General features: G+C 43.2%; 17 protein-coding genes. 7 read left to right on the top strand and 10 right to left on the bottom strand.

The annotated features are described in order from the left end of the window. From yhdP to PSF42_RS06160, 6 genes are all read left to right on the top strand, one after another. The gene (yhdP, locus tag PSF42_RS06185) at window positions 1-3,792 is read left to right on the top strand and encodes an AsmA2 domain-containing protein YhdP (RefSeq protein WP_272679633.1); all 3,792 of its coding nucleotides are present in this window, start codon (window positions 1-3) and stop codon (window positions 3,790-3,792) included. Further along, window positions 3,792-4,643 carry a deaminated glutathione amidase gene (gene nit1 / locus PSF42_RS06180; protein ID WP_125890441.1) on the top strand — a complete coding sequence of 284 codons (852 nt, stop codon included), beginning with the start codon at window positions 3,792-3,794 and terminating at the stop codon, window positions 4,641-4,643. Before yhdP ends, nit1 begins: the two co-directional genes overlap by 1 nt. Before the next feature lie 5 nt (window positions 4,644-4,648). Beyond that, on the top strand, window positions 4,649-6,094 hold the full coding sequence (gene tldD, locus PSF42_RS06175; protein ID WP_125890440.1) for a metalloprotease TldD: 1,446 nt from the start codon (window positions 4,649-4,651) through the stop codon (window positions 6,092-6,094). Between the two features lie 111 nt (window positions 6,095-6,205). After that, window positions 6,206-6,694, top strand: coding sequence for a ribonuclease domain-containing protein (locus tag PSF42_RS06170; RefSeq protein ID WP_125890439.1), 489 nt, complete (start codon window positions 6,206-6,208; stop codon window positions 6,692-6,694). Between the two features lie 12 nt (window positions 6,695-6,706). Next, window positions 6,707-6,994 carry a barstar family protein gene (locus PSF42_RS06165; protein WP_272679632.1) on the top strand — a complete coding sequence of 96 codons (288 nt, stop codon included), beginning with the start codon at window positions 6,707-6,709 and terminating at the stop codon, window positions 6,992-6,994. 60 nt (window positions 6,995-7,054) lie between these two features. Continuing rightward, on the top strand, window positions 7,055-7,642 hold the full coding sequence (locus PSF42_RS06160) for an RBBP9/YdeN family alpha/beta hydrolase (RefSeq protein WP_272679631.1): 588 nt from the start codon (window positions 7,055-7,057) through the stop codon (window positions 7,640-7,642). Here PSF42_RS06160 and PSF42_RS06155 read toward each other — a convergent pair. The 3 genes from PSF42_RS06155 to yjgA all read right to left on the bottom strand — a co-directional run bounded on the left by PSF42_RS06155 (window position 7,639) and on the right by yjgA (window position 8,917). Beyond that, entirely contained in the window at window positions 7,639-7,968 is a 330-nt protein-coding gene (locus PSF42_RS06155; protein WP_272679630.1) for a low molecular weight protein tyrosine phosphatase family protein, read from the bottom strand. The two genes, PSF42_RS06160 and PSF42_RS06155, sit on opposite strands and share 4 nt — an antisense overlap. Then, window positions 7,965-8,198: a hypothetical protein gene (locus PSF42_RS06150; protein ID WP_102137938.1), complete on the bottom strand. Its 234-nt coding sequence runs from the start codon at window positions 8,196-8,198 to the stop codon at window positions 7,965-7,967. The genes PSF42_RS06155 and PSF42_RS06150 overlap by 4 nt, the downstream gene beginning before the upstream one ends. 173 nt (window positions 8,199-8,371) lie before the next feature. After that, a complete protein-coding gene (gene yjgA, locus PSF42_RS06145) occupies window positions 8,372-8,917 on the bottom strand; it encodes a ribosome biogenesis factor YjgA (RefSeq protein WP_004258329.1) in 546 nt (181 codons plus the stop codon). A gap of 185 nt (window positions 8,918-9,102) precedes the next feature. Here yjgA and pmbA point away from each other — a divergent pair, with 185 nt between their 5' ends. Then, on the top strand, window positions 9,103-10,443 hold the full coding sequence (gene pmbA, locus PSF42_RS06140; RefSeq protein WP_213913104.1) for a metalloprotease PmbA: 1,341 nt from the start codon (window positions 9,103-9,105) through the stop codon (window positions 10,441-10,443). A 133-nt stretch (window positions 10,444-10,576) separates the two neighbouring features. Here pmbA and rnk read toward each other — a convergent pair whose 3' ends face one another. From rnk to lptB, 7 genes are all read right to left on the bottom strand, one after another. Then, window positions 10,577-10,987: a nucleoside diphosphate kinase regulator gene (gene rnk / locus PSF42_RS06135; protein ID WP_125890435.1), complete on the bottom strand. Its 411-nt coding sequence runs from the start codon at window positions 10,985-10,987 to the stop codon at window positions 10,577-10,579. Between the two features lie 188 nt (window positions 10,988-11,175). Next, window positions 11,176-11,448, bottom strand: a complete 273-nt coding sequence (gene npr, locus PSF42_RS06130) for a PTS phosphocarrier protein NPr (RefSeq protein WP_125890434.1) — start codon at window positions 11,446-11,448, stop codon at window positions 11,176-11,178. Window positions 11,449-11,455: 7 nt separating this feature from the next. Then, window positions 11,456-12,307, bottom strand: a complete 852-nt coding sequence (gene rapZ, locus PSF42_RS06125) for an RNase adapter RapZ (protein ID WP_125890433.1) — start codon at window positions 12,305-12,307, stop codon at window positions 11,456-11,458. Between the two features lie 116 nt (window positions 12,308-12,423). Further along, window positions 12,424-12,891, bottom strand: a complete 468-nt coding sequence (ptsN, locus tag PSF42_RS06120) for a PTS IIA-like nitrogen regulatory protein PtsN (RefSeq protein ID WP_125890432.1) — start codon at window positions 12,889-12,891, stop codon at window positions 12,424-12,426. 92 nt (window positions 12,892-12,983) lie between these two features. Next, a complete protein-coding gene (hpf, locus tag PSF42_RS06115; protein WP_125890431.1) occupies window positions 12,984-13,271 on the bottom strand; it encodes a ribosome hibernation promoting factor in 288 nt (95 codons plus the stop codon). A 22-nt stretch (window positions 13,272-13,293) separates the two neighbouring features. Continuing rightward, window positions 13,294-14,739: an RNA polymerase factor sigma-54 gene (rpoN, locus tag PSF42_RS06110; protein ID WP_125890430.1), complete on the bottom strand. Its 1,446-nt coding sequence runs from the start codon at window positions 14,737-14,739 to the stop codon at window positions 13,294-13,296. 42 nt (window positions 14,740-14,781) lie between these two features. Continuing rightward, the gene (lptB, locus tag PSF42_RS06105; protein WP_125890429.1) at window positions 14,782-15,507 is read right to left on the bottom strand and encodes an LPS export ABC transporter ATP-binding protein; all 726 of its coding nucleotides are present in this window, start codon (window positions 15,505-15,507) and stop codon (window positions 14,782-14,784) included. Window positions 15,508-15,509: the final 2 nt, after the last annotated feature.

The raw sequence follows: 15,509 nt of genomic DNA, 5'->3' as shown, positions 1-15,509 counted from the left end.
GTGAGACGACTGCCACGTGTAGCACTGGTGACGACTGCGGTTATATTATTGCTGTGCGCATTAGTGTTGTCTGGGCTGCGTTTTCTTCTGCCAAATATCGATAATTATCGGCAAGATCTGATTGATTACGTTGAAAGAAAGACCGATGTATCCGTACAAATTGGTAAAATCAAAGGGGCTTGGCAATCTTTTGGCCCCGTACTGACGTTATCTGATGTAGTTTTACAGAATCAAACCACCGATATCACAGCGAATACTATTAGGGTTGAATTAGATATCTGGAGCTCGTTGTTTTCTCTACGCTGGCGTTTTCGTGATTTAACCTTTTATCAATTAAATGTGGATTATAAAATCCCTTTTAGTTTTGGAGACTCAACAAAAGGCGAGTCTTTAGATGGCATTGAAGATCTATTTTTACGGCAATTTGACCATTTTGTATTAAAAGAAAGCCGATTAACCTTTCTCACACCTTCTGAACAAAAAACGACGCTGATTTTGCCCGAACTCTCGTGGCTTAATGATAATGAACGGCATCGTGCTCAAGGCTTTGTTAGCCTCGAAACCATTAATAAACAGCATGGTTATCTGCAAGTAAAGCTTGATGTGTCAGATAAAAATGGCGTGTTAAGCGACGGTATTTTTTATCTGCAAGCGGATAATATTGATATGCAGCCATGGCTTAGCCGCTGGTTACGGGATAACACGTCATTACGGGATGCCAACTTTAGCCTGTCTTCTTGGGTAACCCTGAGAAATCACCGCATTGATAGCGGCCTTATTCAATTGCGGCAGGGGGAAGCTAACTGGGGAGAGGGCAAATTAGCACAAAACTTACAAGTTAATGATTTGCTTTTGCGAATGAAAAGGCAGGGGAGTGGGTGGTTATTTAATATTCCCGAGCTTGATACCTTAAAAACCAATGAATTTATTTGGCCACAAGGGAGCGTCTCGGTCTTGTATTTGCCTGCTAGCAAAAAATATCAGGATAATGACCATTGGCGCATCCGTGCAAAAGATATTGAACTTGAACGTTTAAGTGAAGTGTTACCCACATTTTCCTTTTTAACCCCTGAAATGGTACAGGATTGGCAACATCGCCAACCAACGGGGCTGGTGAGTGAATTTGCACTTGATATCACGCCAAATCTGCCTGAAAACGTACAATTCAACATGGACTGGCAAAATGTTAGCTGGAAAAAATGGAAAGAATTACCTTCGGTTAACCATTTTTCGGGGGCTTTAATTGGTGGAATGCAAAGTGGTGGTGCAACGGTCCGCTTACAAGATAGTGAAGTGGACTATCGTGATGAATTTAAAGCCCCTTTTTCGATAAAGACGGCAACGGGCCAATTCCATTGGGTCAATAATGACAGTGAATTTAAATTGTGGAGCCCATCATTAGAGGTACAAGCAAAGTCATTATGGGCCAATGGTGAGTTTCGTTACGCAAAAGCGAAAAAAGGAAATTATGCCGATCTCGCTATTCTTGCCGGAATTCGTTTAGATGATGCGGGAGATGCATGGCGTTATTTTCCCCAAAAGCTAATGGGCCAAGATGTGGCGGATTACCTGACGAAAGCGATTATCGCCGGTAGTGTAGATAACGCCACTTTAGTCTATAAAGGCGACCCCGCTCATTTTCCTTATGATAACAATGATGGGCAATTCCAAGTTTACGTTCCTCTGCGTGATGCCACATTTGAATATGACAGTGAATGGCCTGCGTTGTTGAACTTGGATATGGATTTAGACTTCAGGCGTGCAGGGCTATATATGCATGCACCCGCCGTGAAATTGGCTGATGCCACCGCAACTAACCTTGATGCCAATATTCCTGATTACACGAAAGAAATGCTGTATATCAATGCGGATATCCATGGAACAGGAAAACAAATCCAACAATATTTTGTGCATACCCCGATGAAACACTCAATTGGCGATACGCTTGAAGAGTTACAAATTGGGGGAGCCGTTAATGGGCAGTTGGGATTGTCTATTCCACTGGTAGCGGGTAAGGACGTTGTTGCTAAAGGGAAGGTCAATCTCAATAAAAATGATTTATACATTCAGCCGATTGATAGCACTATTTCTGCGTTAACGGGCAGTTTTGAGTTTAACAATGGTGATCTACGAGGGGAAAATCTGCGGGGCCATTGGTTCGAACAGCCGATTACTGTCGATTTCACCACCACAGACCAAGCAAAAAATTATTTAGTGGATGTGAATATTAACGGAAACTGGGCCGTGAATAAATTGGCCATGTTGCCTACTGAGATTAAGCAAAAAGTGTCAGGAACCACTGACTGGAAAAGCCAAGTTGCTATCACGATTCCAAATACGGCAAAAGAGCCAGTAGGCTTACAAATAGGCGTCACCGCAGGGTTAAAACAACTGAAAAGTCAGTTACCCGCTATTGATAACACTCTATTAGCGGAACTTGGGCAAATTAACGTTCAGGCGAAAGGGACGACAGAGCAGTTGGAAGTTGGTGGTGATATTGGCAAGCGCATTGGTTTTAATTCGCAGTGGGGGCTGAGTGATAAGCCTTTAAGTTTATTAAAAGCCCATATTGCCCAATGGCGTAATGGCATTCCTGAATTACCTAAAGGCTCGTCTTTTGTCGTTGATTTACCTGCTATTACCGACATGAACTGGGAGAAATTAGCTGGGTTGCTAGTGTCTTCCCATAGCCGTGAAGGCGGTATGAATATTCGCTTACCTGACATGCTTGAGGTCAATATTCCATCTATTTATCTCGCTGGGCAGCAATGGAATGCAGTCAATTTTTCCTATGACTTACAACAGGCTGAGCAATTAGTCAGTATCAATAGTGAAAACCTAAAAGGTTCGTTACAAATATTTGCTTCACAGCCTTGGCAGGTCGCTATTGATTATTTGTATTACAATCCCAGCGCTTCCACGAGCGCCGAAATTAATAACCTCGCCACAAGCCAATTTGATTTTAGCCAATGGCCGCAATTACAGTTGCACTGTAAAGAGTGCTGGGTTGCTGGGCAGAAATTGGGTGAGATTAGCGCGAATATCAAACCTAAAGGGACATTATTGCAATTGACTGATGGCACGTTAGATAACAGTGTTACGAAATTAAAGTTAGATGCGATTTGGGACAGTGAAAAAGGCAATAAAACTCAAGTTGCAGGCTCATTAACCGGTGATGCTTTTGACGAAACAGCAGCCTATTTTGGTATATTAGTTCCGATTATCCAATCACCTTATACTATTGAATTTGATTTAAATTGGGCTAACTTGCCTTGGTCACCCGATATTGCCTCTTTAAATGGTAAAATGTCTGCAAAATTGGGTAAAGGTGCGATTGCCCAAATGGGCGGTGGCCGCGCAGGGCAAATATTGCGCCTAGTCAGCTTTGATGCCTTGTTACGTAAGCTACGATTTGATTTTAGCGACACGTTTAGTAATGACTTCGATTTTGACTCGATTAAAGGTGATGCGACGATTAAAAATGGTGTGTTGGTTTCGAAAAATACCTATGTTGATGGCTTAGTTGCAGACATCTCATTTGATGGTCAAATTGACCTTGTTAAACGTCAAATTAACGTCGAAGCCGTTATCACACCAGAAATATCTGCTACAGTAGGAGTAGCAACCGCGTTTGTGGTAAATCCATTTGCTGGGGCTGCCGTATTTGCAGCAACAAAAGTGCTCGGTCCATTATGGAGTAAAGTTTCCGTTATTCGTTACCGAGTAACAGGTAGTTTGGACGAGCCGAAAATTGATGAAGTATTACGTCAACTTAAGGAGACTCAAGAGTAATGAAAAATGGCAACGTTGCACTTTTGCAGTTATGTAGCGGAAATAATACTAAACACAATTTGGCGCAAATCGAACAGCAGATCAAACAGTTACCCGAAACCGTTGAGTTAGTACTGACACCTGAAAACGCATTGTTATTCGCGGATGCTGCAACGTATCGCAAACAAGCAGAAGAGCAAGGAAAAGGCCCTTTGCAAAATGCGATTAGCGCAATGGCTAAACGTTATCATGTTTGGATTTTAATTGGTTCAATGCCAATGGTTAGCCGTGAAGATCCTGAGCGTATTACAAGTAGTAGCTTATTGTTTGATTCTGAAGGAAATATTAAAGCGCGCTACGACAAAATTCACATGTTTGATGTCAATATCGAAGACGAGCAAGGCACTTATAACGAGTCTGTAATTTATCAACGCGGTGAACATATTACCGTCGTTGATACACCCGTTGGTCGCCTTGGCATGACAATTTGCTATGATTTACGTTTTCCAGGTTTATTCCAAGCATTACGCGAGCAAGGCGCAGAAATTATCTCTGTACCTGCTGCATTTACCCGTTACACCGGCCAAGCGCATTGGGAACCGTTATTACGTGCTCGTGCGATAGAAAACCAATGCTATATTTTAGCGCCTGCTCAAGTTGGTGTGCATGGTACGCGTCGCACGTGGGGGCATAGCCTTGCCGTTGACGGTTGGGGTAAAGTGATGAAAAAGAACGTGGATGCAGTCGCTTCTACGGTACTGAATATTAAAACAGACAGCTTAAGTGTCATGCGTGAGCAAATCAAAGTGGTCAAACACAACCGCTTTAGACCGCAATTGACATCATTGATTAAAAAAGAAACCAAAGAGTAACGAATATGAGTTTAGTTTCTGTCAGCGAACACTTGCTGGCCGCCAACCGCCTTGGGCAAGAAAATCTGTATGACATTTTAGGTTTGTTATCTGAGCGCCATCTGGATTACGCGGATCTGTTCTTTCAATCGAGTTTCCATGAGTCGTGGGTACTTGAAGATAGGATCATCAAAGATGGCTCTTATAATATCGACCAAGGTGTTGGCGTAAGAGCTATCAGTGGTGAAAAAACCGGGTTTGCTTATGCTGACCAAATTTCACTTCATGCGCTGACACAAAGTGCAACCGCTGCACGCAGTATTGTGAATGAGCAAGGCACTGGTAAATCACAAATTTTAACTAACGTTGAATATAAAAAATTGTATTCAGCAGCAGACCCACTGCAAAGTTTATCGCGGGAACAAAAGATTGATTTACTGCATCGTGTTGACCAAGTTGCTCGTGCAGAAGACCCGCGTGTCATTGAAGTCAATGCCAGCTTAACCGGTGTTTATGAGCAAGTGTTAGTCGCTGCAACAGACGGCACTTTAGCGGCAGATATTCGCCCATTAGTGCGTTTATCGGTCAGCGTGCTGGTGGAACATGATGGCAAGCGCGAGCGTGGTGCGAGTGGTGGCGGTGGCCGTTATGGTTACGAATATTTCCTGGAAATTCACCAAGGGCAAGTGGTTGCTGAGCAATATGCACGTGAAGCGGTGCGTATGGCGCTGGTGAACTTGTCTGCGATCGCAGCGCCTGCTGGAATGATGCCAGTTGTGCTAGGCGCTGGTTGGCCGGGGGTTCTATTACATGAAGCAGTAGGCCATGGTTTAGAAGGTGACTTTAACCGTCGCGGTACCTCTGTTTTTTCAGGCCAAATTGGTGAGCAAGTGGCATCGCCACTGTGTACGGTCGTGGATGATGGTACGATTACAGGCCGTCGAGGTTCTCTCGCTATTGATGACGAAGGGGTGCCTGGGCAGTATAACGTCCTAATAGAAAATGGTGTTTTACGTAATTATATTCAAGATAAACTGAATGCACGCCTGATGGGAGTTGCTCCAACAGGTAATGCACGCCGTGAATCTTATGCACACTTACCTATGCCGCGTATGACCAACACCTACATGTTAGCAGGGACATCAACGCCAGAAGAAATTATCGCGAGTGTGGATAAAGGCATATATGCACCAAACTTTGGTGGTGGTCAAGTCGATATCACCTCAGGTAAATTTGTATTTTCGACATCAGAAGCTTACCTGATTGAAAAAGGTAAGATTACTTCTCCTGTGAAAGGGGCAACGTTAATCGGCTCCGGTGTTGAAGCTATGCAGCAGATTTCAATGGTTGGTAATGATTTGGCTCTTGATAAAGGCGTTGGTGTTTGTGGTAAAGAAGGCCAAAGTGTGCCGGTTGGTGTGGGGCAGCCTACATTAAAATTGGACAAACTGACCGTTGGTGGTACCGCGTAATTTTCACGGCGATTGAGATAAATTAGGCTTTGCTCGCCCTTGTGACAAACTCTTGGAGATGTTGTGACTAGGGCGTTTGTGTGCCTGCAAAGCACAAAAAACTGAGGTGTTATGAATAAACGTATTTTACCCGTCGTGTTGATGGCTATTTTGATTGTCATTAGCCTTTATTTTAATGGTGGCGATAAAACGGCACCAGAAGCCCCAGCCACGCAGAACAACCCTCCGGCTCGTGAAGCAGTCGCGCCAAAAGAAACCTCACAAACCATCGATAAACTGACCGCACAAGATAATGTGGTCAGCTTTATGGAGAAATACCAAAAACTTCCCGCTTTCTATATGACGAAAAAACAAGCCCGCGAAGCAGGATGGGATGCGAAAAAAGGCAATCTTTGCGATGTATTACCAGGAAGAGCGATTGGTGGCGACCGTTTTTCTAACCGTGAGAAAGGGTTACCCATTGCACAAGGGCGCCAATGGTTTGAAGCAGACATTAATTATCGTTGTGGCCACCGAGGAGCCGATCGCTTGTTATACTCATCGGACGGGATGATTTTTGTGACGCATGACCATTATAAGAGCTTTACGCAAGTCAACTAAAGGAAAACCGTGATGAGCAAACAGGTGATCTTTGATTTCAGGCAGATAAACTCATTGAATGATTTTTATGACCAATTTGCTCGGCAATTTTCCCTTCCTGACTGGTTTGGTCGCAATCTTGATGCCCTGTGGGACATGGTTTCCGCAGGCATTGAGTTACCTATCACTATCACGTTTTCACACATGACTGCGGAACAACGTATCCAATTCGCAGATGTTATTGATGTGATGAATGACGCACAAGATATGTGGGAAGAAGAGTTCATTTTTGCTTTAGATATAACAAAAAGCTCTAACTAATATTCCTATCACTCATGGTAAAGTCTAAATAAGATAACTGAGCTGATAGGGGTCTTTAGGATGAATAACGTTACCTGTACTGCTTTTCCGCTAAAAGAAAAAAAATTCCTGATTGTTCACGGCTATACTGCATCCCCTGAAAAAAACTGGTTTCCATGGTTGAAATCAGAGCTCGAAGCTTTAGGCGCTTTTGTTAACGTGCCCACCATGCCTGACTCATTAGCCCCAGACCCTAAAAGGTGGCAGCAGCGCTTACAACACTTGCCTTTTGATATTGATGAAAATACGGTTTTGATTGGCCATAGCTTAGGTTGCGTCACCGTATTACGATTTCTTCAAAATGCAGGGCAGCCGGTAGCGGGTTATGTATTGGTATCAGGGTTTGATGAAAAACAGCAAACATTGCCTGAATTACAGCACCACACAGTTGAACCATTGAATTATGACGAGCTCATACAGATAGCAAATAATCGAATATCGATTATATCAACCAATGATGGGATTGTATCACCAGAGTCTTCGAAAGCATTGGCTTACGCCTTAAAAACGCAGGTTATTATTGAGAATGCGGCAGGGCACTTCCTTGATAGAGAAGGCTACACTGAATTTAAAACACTCCTTGATACAATCAAAACGCATTTTAGTTAGTTATGGTTGGTAAGAATACTAGGTACGCTGGCTTTGAATATTTCAATCAACTCTGGGTCCATGTATTGATAATCATCAGGGATATCCAGAACATGAAGCGGTTTGTATTCCAAAAGGCGGGGGAAATCAGCTCTTAAGCGGTTTTTATGTTTTTGCTCCATCACAAAGATGACATCAGCCCAACGAATTACGTCTGCATTGACGGGGCGTCGTGCATTGCGGCTTGTACCCGCTGAACGGGTGACCCAACTTTCATGGTTGCGCCAGATCTGTTCAGCGGTTGGACTACGCCATTGGTTTTTACTGCAAATGAATAAAATATTCACGAGTTATTGTGTGTCTCTTCAAGGCTAATACGGGCAAGCTGTATATTACTCACTTGCGGGTATGCCATACCTAATTGGGCTGCACGGATCATTTTTTCACTGCGACCGTACATCTGTTTCCAGTTTTTCTCAGGTGTATAGCAGTCAACTAGGCGTGAATTTAGTTGATCGCGGGATTTATTGATCCGAGCTTTGGCTCTGCGCCATGCTCTATTTCGGGTGTTATCCATATCTTCCTCATTATTTATCGGGGTTCAGCAGCCGCGATAATACGGGTCAGAGTATGACTAACAATGGCATGATAGGTCGTTTCGGCAGCGCTATCAACACGCTGTTAGGTTTTTCAGATTATTGCTTAATTTACAAAGAAAAATCCCCTAGCCGCAGCATAGGGGGTAATTCATTAAGCCATTTCAGAGAGATCTTTCAAGTATTGAAAGATTTGTCGATAGGCTTTTGGTGGTTTGTTACCTTCACGCTCTTTTTTAGCATTACGGACTAATGCACGCAGTTGTTGCCTGTCTGTTTGTGGGAACAGGGCAACCACGTCTTCAATGACTTCATCACCGCCATCTAATAAACGAGTACGTAAGTCTTCCAGTTTATGTAAAATGACCACTTGCTGGTTGTGACGGTTTTTAAGCTTATCCAACGCCTCTGTAATCGGCTCAACTTCACGTGAACGTAATAACTTACCGATCAGTTGCAATTGGCGACGACGGCCTTCACGTTTGATTTTTTGGGCAAGTTCAATGGCTTCAAGTAATTGAGTATCTAACGGGATACGCTCTAACTCACTTTTACTTAAATCTACGAGCTCAGCCCCTAATTTTTTGAGGATCTCAGCATCGCGTTTAATTTCGCTTTTACTGACCCAAATGATTTCCTCGTCTTCTTCGTCTTGCGGCGCTGGGATATCATCCAGCCAGTCATCAGGCTGTTTGGCCATATCGATTTTCCTTTTTACCGAACACAGTCGTTTAATTACGCGTAATTAATATGATTTACTGTGTTGTGAGTGTTAACATTCATCTATTATATATTGTAACTGGGAAAACCCCTCTATGACTACCTAGCATTTGCTTGCTAGGGCAGAAAATCACGTTTCCCCCACATTTTTGATTGGACTAAAGCATGAGTGTAACTGAACAAGTCACCGAACAACGCAAAAAACTCGAAGAAGCCGTCGCGCACGCATTAGAATTCGCCAAGACACGTTGTGATGCTGCGGAAGTCGCAGTAAACAAAAGCACTGGAATTAGTGTGAGTACCCGCCAAGGGGAAGTTGAAAATGTTGAGTTTAACAGTGATGGAGCGCTAGGGATCACCGTTTATCATCAACAACGTAAAGGCAGTGCGTCTTCTACAGATTTAAGTCCTGAAGCTATTGAGCGCACAGTTCAGGCGGCAATTGATATTGCTAACTACACCTCAGAAGACCCGTTTGCAGGGCCGGCAGACAAATCGTTGCTGGCTTTTGAAGCACCTGACCTCAATTTGTTCCAAGCGAGCGAACTTTCTCCTGAAGCCGCGATCCGTTTAGCGTCGGTTGCGGAAATGTCGGCACTAAATGCAGACTCCCGCATTGTGAATACGGAAGGCGGTAGCTTTAATGGGCACTACGGTGTGCGTGTGTTTGGAAACTCCCATGGTATGTTGCAAAGCTACTGTTCAAGCCGCTATTCGATGTCGAGCTGTGTGATTGCTGAGCAAAATGGTGAAATGGAGCGTGATTACGCTTATACGATTGGCCGGAGCATAGAGGCATTGCAGTCCCCTGAGTGGGTTGGGCAGGAGTGTGCTCGTCGCACCTTATCTCGTTTGTCACCTCGTAAATTGCCAACGATGAAAGCCCCAGTGATTTTTGCGGCAGAAGTAGCTACGGGTCTATTCGGTCACTTAGTCGGTGCCATTAGTGGTAGCAGTATTTACCGCAAATCGTCTTTCTTATTAGATAGCTTAGGAAAGCAAATTTTACCAAGCTGGCTGACCATCAACGAGCAACCCCATCTAATGGGCGGGTTGGCGTCATCTCCTTTTGATAGCGAAGGTGTCCGCACCTGTGAACGCAATATTGTTGAAAATGGTGTGCTACAAACGTGGCTAATGACCAGTTATTCCGCAAGAAAGCTCGGTTTGCAAAGTACAGGCCACGCGGGTGGCATCCATAATTGGCGTATTGCAGGCCAAGGCCTTTCTTTCGATGCATTGCTGAAACAAATGGGGACAGGGCTAATCGTTACAGAGTTAATGGGCCAAGGGGTTAGCGGTATTACGGGGGATTACTCACGTGGTGCTTCAGGCTTTTGGGTGGAAAACGGTGAAATTCAGTACCCAGTGAGTGAAATTACTATTGCGGGTAACTTAAAAGATATGTGGGCGAATATGGTCACTATCGCTGATGATATTGAAACTCGTAGTAATATTCAGTGTGGTTCGGTATTGATCCCAGAAATGAGTATTGCCGGGGAGTAGGTTTCTACTCTGCCCATTTAAAGGCAACAAAAAAGGCACTCAATTGAGTGCCTGAATATGTCAGAGGACTTACCTGAGTTTTTTAAATAAAACTTTTTTCGCTAAGCCTTCCTTAATCCAGTCGTTGTCGAAATTAACGGTGGAACTCACCAGCCGCTTCTGGCTGATAAACGATTTCCAGTACACGAACACGTGTTTGAACACCGTTTGGCAATTCCCAGCTGATTTCATCGTTTACATGCAAGCCCAACAAGGCTGCACCAATCGGTGCCATAACAGACAGCTGCTCTGCGCTATCTTTCAGTGACGCAGGGTAAACTAAGGTACGTGTGCGTTCTTCGTTGCTGATTAAATCCAAAAAGCGAACGGTACTGTTCATCGTGACCACATCAGCAGGCATTTCTTGTGGGGTCAGAATATCCGCACGGTCCAGTTCATCATTGAGCGCTTCGGCAACCGGTGTGCCCGCATAAGCCGGCTGTTCCATCAGTGTATCTAAACGTTCAGCATCTAAATCATTGATAATAATTGTTGGCTTTTTCATACCACACTCCAATAGAGACATACAAAGCAAACACCCCCCACCCATAAGGTAGGGGGTGTCGCTAGAAATAAGTTTGTTTAAAATATTAGGCGCTATACGCTTTAAAGGGAAGAGATCAGGATCACGATCTCTAAGCCTACCTTTGTAAAAAATACAGATTGATATTTTTATCGCTAGGTTTGAATTGACTACTCTTCGTCAAACCCACTTTCGAACAGGTTAATAATTGCGGATAATGCCTGATTTTCATCTGGGCCGCTAACCTCAATATCAATATTACTACCTTGTTCTGAGTCTAACATCAACATCGCAATAACGCTATCGGCCTCAGCCTCAATTTGGTTATTATTCCGCAAAATAACTCTTGAGTTAAATTGTTGAACTAAATCATAGAGTAACATCGCCGGTCGTGCATGCATCCCAAGCCGATTTTTGAGCGTTATAGTTGTTTTTACTGTCATTTACGGGTTACTTGCGTTTTTCCAGCGTTCTGTGGCGTGATTGCACATTTTTACCACGAGAACGGAAATAGTCGGCAAGTTGTTCAGCAACATACACGGAACGATGTTTACCCCCTGTACAGCCAATTGCGACAGTCAAGTAGCTACGGTTATTGGTTTCTAACATCGGTAACCATAATTCTAAATAGCTACGAGTTTGGTAAATGAAGTTATGGACTTCAGTATGCCTATCTAAGAATGCAGCCACGGGTCTATCAAGGCCTGTCATTGGGCGCAATTTTGGATCCCAGTGCGGGTTTGGTAAAAAGCGCACATCGAATACATAATCTGCATCAATAGGAATACCATGTTTGAAGCCAAAGGATTCAAACACCATTGTCAGTTCACGCTCACGTTTGCCCATCAAACGTGTTCTTAGCATCTCAGCTAATTCGTGAACGGACATTTCAGAAGTATCGATAACTAAATCAGCTCGAGAGCGTAAAGGCTCAAGTAGCTCATTTTCTTCATCTATCGCGCTCTCAAGTGAAAGATTTTTACTTGAAAGTGGGTGCAGTCGACGAGTATCACTGTAACGGCGAATAAGCGTGTTACGATCGGCATCTAGAAACAATAACTGAGGAGAGAAGGCTGAAGGTAATTTATCAATCGCTTCTTCGAAAATCTCTGGATTGTCGGGCATATTACGCACGTCGATGCTTACTGCTGCTGAAATATTACGATCAGCCAGTGAATTCGCTAACTCCGGTAGTAATACAACCGGTAGGTTATCTACGCAATAGAAACCCATATCTTCCAGCGCACGTAAGGCAACGGATTTCCCCGAACCGGAACGGCCGCTGACTATCATCAGCACCATGAGCTTGCTCCCTTTTGTTTCCTAATAATATGCTTCTTGAAAAGCAGTATTTGCCAAATAATATTACTTAGAAACCATAACAATATCATTTGCATATGGCAAGATACATAATTTATCTATTCTATAATTATGCGGTATAGCTCTTCGTCACTTTGTGCACTGCGTAGGCGTTTACAGAGCGTTTTATCGGCTAGTTTTTTGGCGATAAGCGACAATGTATGCAAGTGCGTTTTACATTGGTCTGATGGCACAAGTAGCGCGAATAGCAAGTCAACTGGCTGATTATCAATTGCATCGAACGCAATTGGCTCCTCTAAATGTAAAAAGACACCGACAGCACGGCTGCTTTCACCTTCGTTCAGCTTTCCATGAGGAATAGCAATACCACCGCCAATGCCTGTTGTACCAACTTTTTCTCTGGTTAATAACGCTTCAAATACCGTATTTTCAGGTAATTCCAATTCAACGGCAGCCAGCTCACTAATAATTTCTAAAGCTCTTTTTTTACTGGTGCACACAATATTATTACGTGTACAGGCTGATGATAAAACAACGTTTAACTGGATTTCTATATCACTATTCATTTTATTGTTCACTTAGGACTACAAAACCAGATGGTGTACCCACCATCTGGTTTGAAACATTATCCGGCTAATTAATAAGCCGCATCAATGTATTAATGTTGTCTCAGTTTTTCTTTATGTTTGGTTAATTGGCGCGACAGCTTGTCTACGAGTATATCTATAGCAGCGTACATATCGTTTTCTTCCGCTGAGGCGTGGAGATCCGCTCCATTGACTTGCACGGTTGCTTCCGCAATTTGTTGAACTTTTTCAACTTTCAAGACAACTTGGATACCATTAATGCGATCAAACAATTGTTCCAATTTTTTGAGTTTTTTCTCAACAGTCTCGCGCAATGCAGGAGTAAGTTCAATATTGTGTCCAGTAATCTGAAATTCCATACAATCTTCCTTATTTTATCAATTAAACCAGCTGTTTACGCTGATTAGAGGGCGGAATGGATAACGATTCTCGATACTTAGCAACAGTTCTGCGAGCGACTTGAATGCCTTGTTCAGCCAGCATACTCGTCAATTTACTGTCACTCAATGGTTTTGCTGGGTTTTCAGCGGCAACCAGTTTTTTCACCAATGCTCGAATTGCGGTTGAGGAGGCTTCGCCACCTGTGTCCGTATTAACATGGCTGGAGAAAAAATATTTCAACTCAAAAATGCCTCGTGGGCTATGGAGAAACTTTTGAGTTGTCACTCGTGAGATAGTTGATTCATGCATGTCCACTTGATAGGCGATATCGGCCAATATCATTGGCTTCATGTACTCCTCTCCCAGCTCAAAGAATTCTTGTTGCTGTTCTACAATACAAGTCGCAACTTTTAATAGCGTTTCGTGGCGGCTCTCAAGGCTTTTAATCAACCATTTTGCATCTTGCAGATGACTCCGAATATATTGAGAATCATCTTCATTTGCTGAATTATGTAACATCGAAGCATAATGGTTATTAATACTTAGTTTAGGGATGCTATCTGTATTTAACTCAACTTGCCAGTGCCCTGCGATTTTTTTCACTAAAACATCAGGAATGACGTATTCCGATTCCCCGGTATTGATAGATTGGCCTGGCTTTGGATTTAACGTTAAAATCAGGTCTATCGCGGTTTTGAGTGCATCTTCTTTTAAGCGAGTTAATTTAGCTAACTGGCGAAAATCACGGTTAGCCAGTAAATCAATATGGTTACTAATAATGAGCTTTGCATCTTGTAGCCCATCAGTTTGCGCAGGGTAGAGTGACAATTGAATTAATAGACACTCTTTTAAGTCTTGTGCTGCGACACCCAGTGGGTCGAAATGCTGAATACGTTTGAGAACAGCAATGACTTCCTCAATACTAATCTCTGGGTTATCAATCCCTTCATGTATATCAGAAATTGCGGTTGTCAGATAACCGGAATCATCTATTGAATCAATAATAGCGGTGGCAATTGCCTTGTCCGTATCAGTAAAAGGGGTCAGCTCAGCTTGCCACGTCAGGTAATCTTGCAATGTTTGCGTTGTCTCACCTTGATAAACAGGGAGTTCATCAAAACTATAATCGTTACTGGTCCCTGACGGCGTGCCTGCCGTATATATTTCATCCCAATCCGCATCTAAAGGGAGCTCATCTGGCATATCTTGGTTTTCGAGAGCATCTTTGGTATCGAGCTCACTGGTATCGGCACTTTCATTTAGTGAATCAAGAGATTCGGACTCGGAATTTAACTCTTCTTGCTCAAGAAGTGGGTTAGTTTCCAAGGCAAGTTGAATTTCTTGCTGAAGCTCAAGCGTAGACAGCTGCAACAAGCGGATGGCTTGCTGCAATTGAGGGGTCATTGCAAGTTGTTGACTGACTCTAAGCTGCAAACTTTGCTTCATGAATCTGTTTTATTCTCCCTAAAAAATAACGACATACTAAGTTTATAACCGGAAACCTTCACCCAAGTATACACGTTTCACTTGTTCGTTCTCTAAGATCATGGTTGGTGACCCATGAGCAATTAAGTGTCCTTGGCTAACAATATAGGCTCTTTCGCACACATCTAAGGTTTCCCGCACGTTATGGTCGGTGATTAAAACGCCGAGGCCATAATCCCTTAAGTGCTGAATGATTTTTTTGATATCTAAGACGGAAATAGGGTCAACACCCGCAAAAGGTTCGTCTAATAAAATAAATTTTGGGTTAGCGGCAAGTGCTCTAGCAATTTCAACACGGCGACGTTCTCCACCGGATAGAGATTGCCCCATGCTGTCTCGAAGATGGGTAATACTAAATTCTTCCATCAGTTCCTCAGCACGATCTTTACGTTGCTGAGAATTTAAATCTTCACGAATTTCTAATACAGCCATTAGGTTATCATAAACACTGAGACGACGGAAAATGGAGGCTTCTTGAGGAAGATAGCCTATTCCACGGCGTGCACGCTCATGCAACGGTAGAAGGCTGATATCTTCACCATCAATCATAATTTTGCCAGCATCCCGCTGAACAATACCCACAACCATATAAAAAGTCGTTGTTTTACCGGCCCCGTTTGGTCCCAACAAGCCAACGATTTCACCTGATTTAACTTCCAGGCTGACATCTTCAACGACCTTACGTTTTTTATAGGCTTTAGCTAGATTTTCAGCGGTTAGTGTCGCCATAA

The sequence above is a fragment of the Providencia sp. PROV032 genome (genome assembly GCF_028484875.1).
Taxonomy (GTDB): Bacteria; Pseudomonadota; Gammaproteobacteria; order Enterobacterales; family Enterobacteriaceae; genus Providencia; species Providencia rettgeri_E.
The sequence above is the reverse complement of the archived record's forward strand: the minus strand, read 5'-3'. Positions and strand labels throughout refer to the sequence as shown.

Excerpts from the sequence above, each read along its gene's own strand:
- PSF42_RS06170 (WP_125890439.1), top strand. The coding sequence starts at position 6,206 with ATGAATAAACGTATTTTACCCGTCGTGTTGATGGCTATTTTGATTGTC.
- npr (WP_125890434.1), bottom strand. The coding sequence starts at position 11,448 with ATGACAGTAAAAACAACTATAACGCTCAAAAATCGGCTTGGGATGCAT.
- ptsN (WP_125890432.1), bottom strand. The coding sequence starts at position 12,891 with ATGAATAGTGATATAGAAATCCAGTTAAACGTTGTTTTATCATCAGCC.
- lptB (WP_125890429.1), bottom strand. The coding sequence starts at position 15,507 with ATGGCGACACTAACCGCTGAAAATCTAGCTAAAGCCTATAAAAAACGT.
- nit1 (WP_125890441.1), top strand. The coding sequence starts at position 3,792 with ATGAAAAATGGCAACGTTGCACTTTTGCAGTTATGTAGCGGAAATAAT.
- pmbA (WP_213913104.1), top strand. The coding sequence starts at position 9,103 with ATGAGTGTAACTGAACAAGTCACCGAACAACGCAAAAAACTCGAAGAA.
- rpoN (WP_125890430.1), bottom strand. The coding sequence starts at position 14,739 with ATGAAGCAAAGTTTGCAGCTTAGAGTCAGTCAACAACTTGCAATGACC.
- hpf (WP_125890431.1), bottom strand. The coding sequence starts at position 13,271 with ATGGAATTTCAGATTACTGGACACAATATTGAACTTACTCCTGCATTG.
- PSF42_RS06160 (WP_272679631.1), top strand. The coding sequence starts at position 7,055 with ATGAATAACGTTACCTGTACTGCTTTTCCGCTAAAAGAAAAAAAATTC.
- rnk (WP_125890435.1), bottom strand. The coding sequence starts at position 10,987 with ATGAAAAAGCCAACAATTATTATCAATGATTTAGATGCTGAACGTTTA.
- rapZ (WP_125890433.1), bottom strand. The coding sequence starts at position 12,307 with ATGGTGCTGATGATAGTCAGCGGCCGTTCCGGTTCGGGGAAATCCGTT.
- tldD (WP_125890440.1), top strand. The coding sequence starts at position 4,649 with ATGAGTTTAGTTTCTGTCAGCGAACACTTGCTGGCCGCCAACCGCCTT.
- yjgA (WP_004258329.1), bottom strand. The coding sequence starts at position 8,917 with ATGGCCAAACAGCCTGATGACTGGCTGGATGATATCCCAGCGCCGCAA.
- PSF42_RS06150 (WP_102137938.1), bottom strand. The coding sequence starts at position 8,198 with ATGGATAACACCCGAAATAGAGCATGGCGCAGAGCCAAAGCTCGGATC.
- PSF42_RS06165 (WP_272679632.1), top strand. The coding sequence starts at position 6,707 with ATGAGCAAACAGGTGATCTTTGATTTCAGGCAGATAAACTCATTGAAT.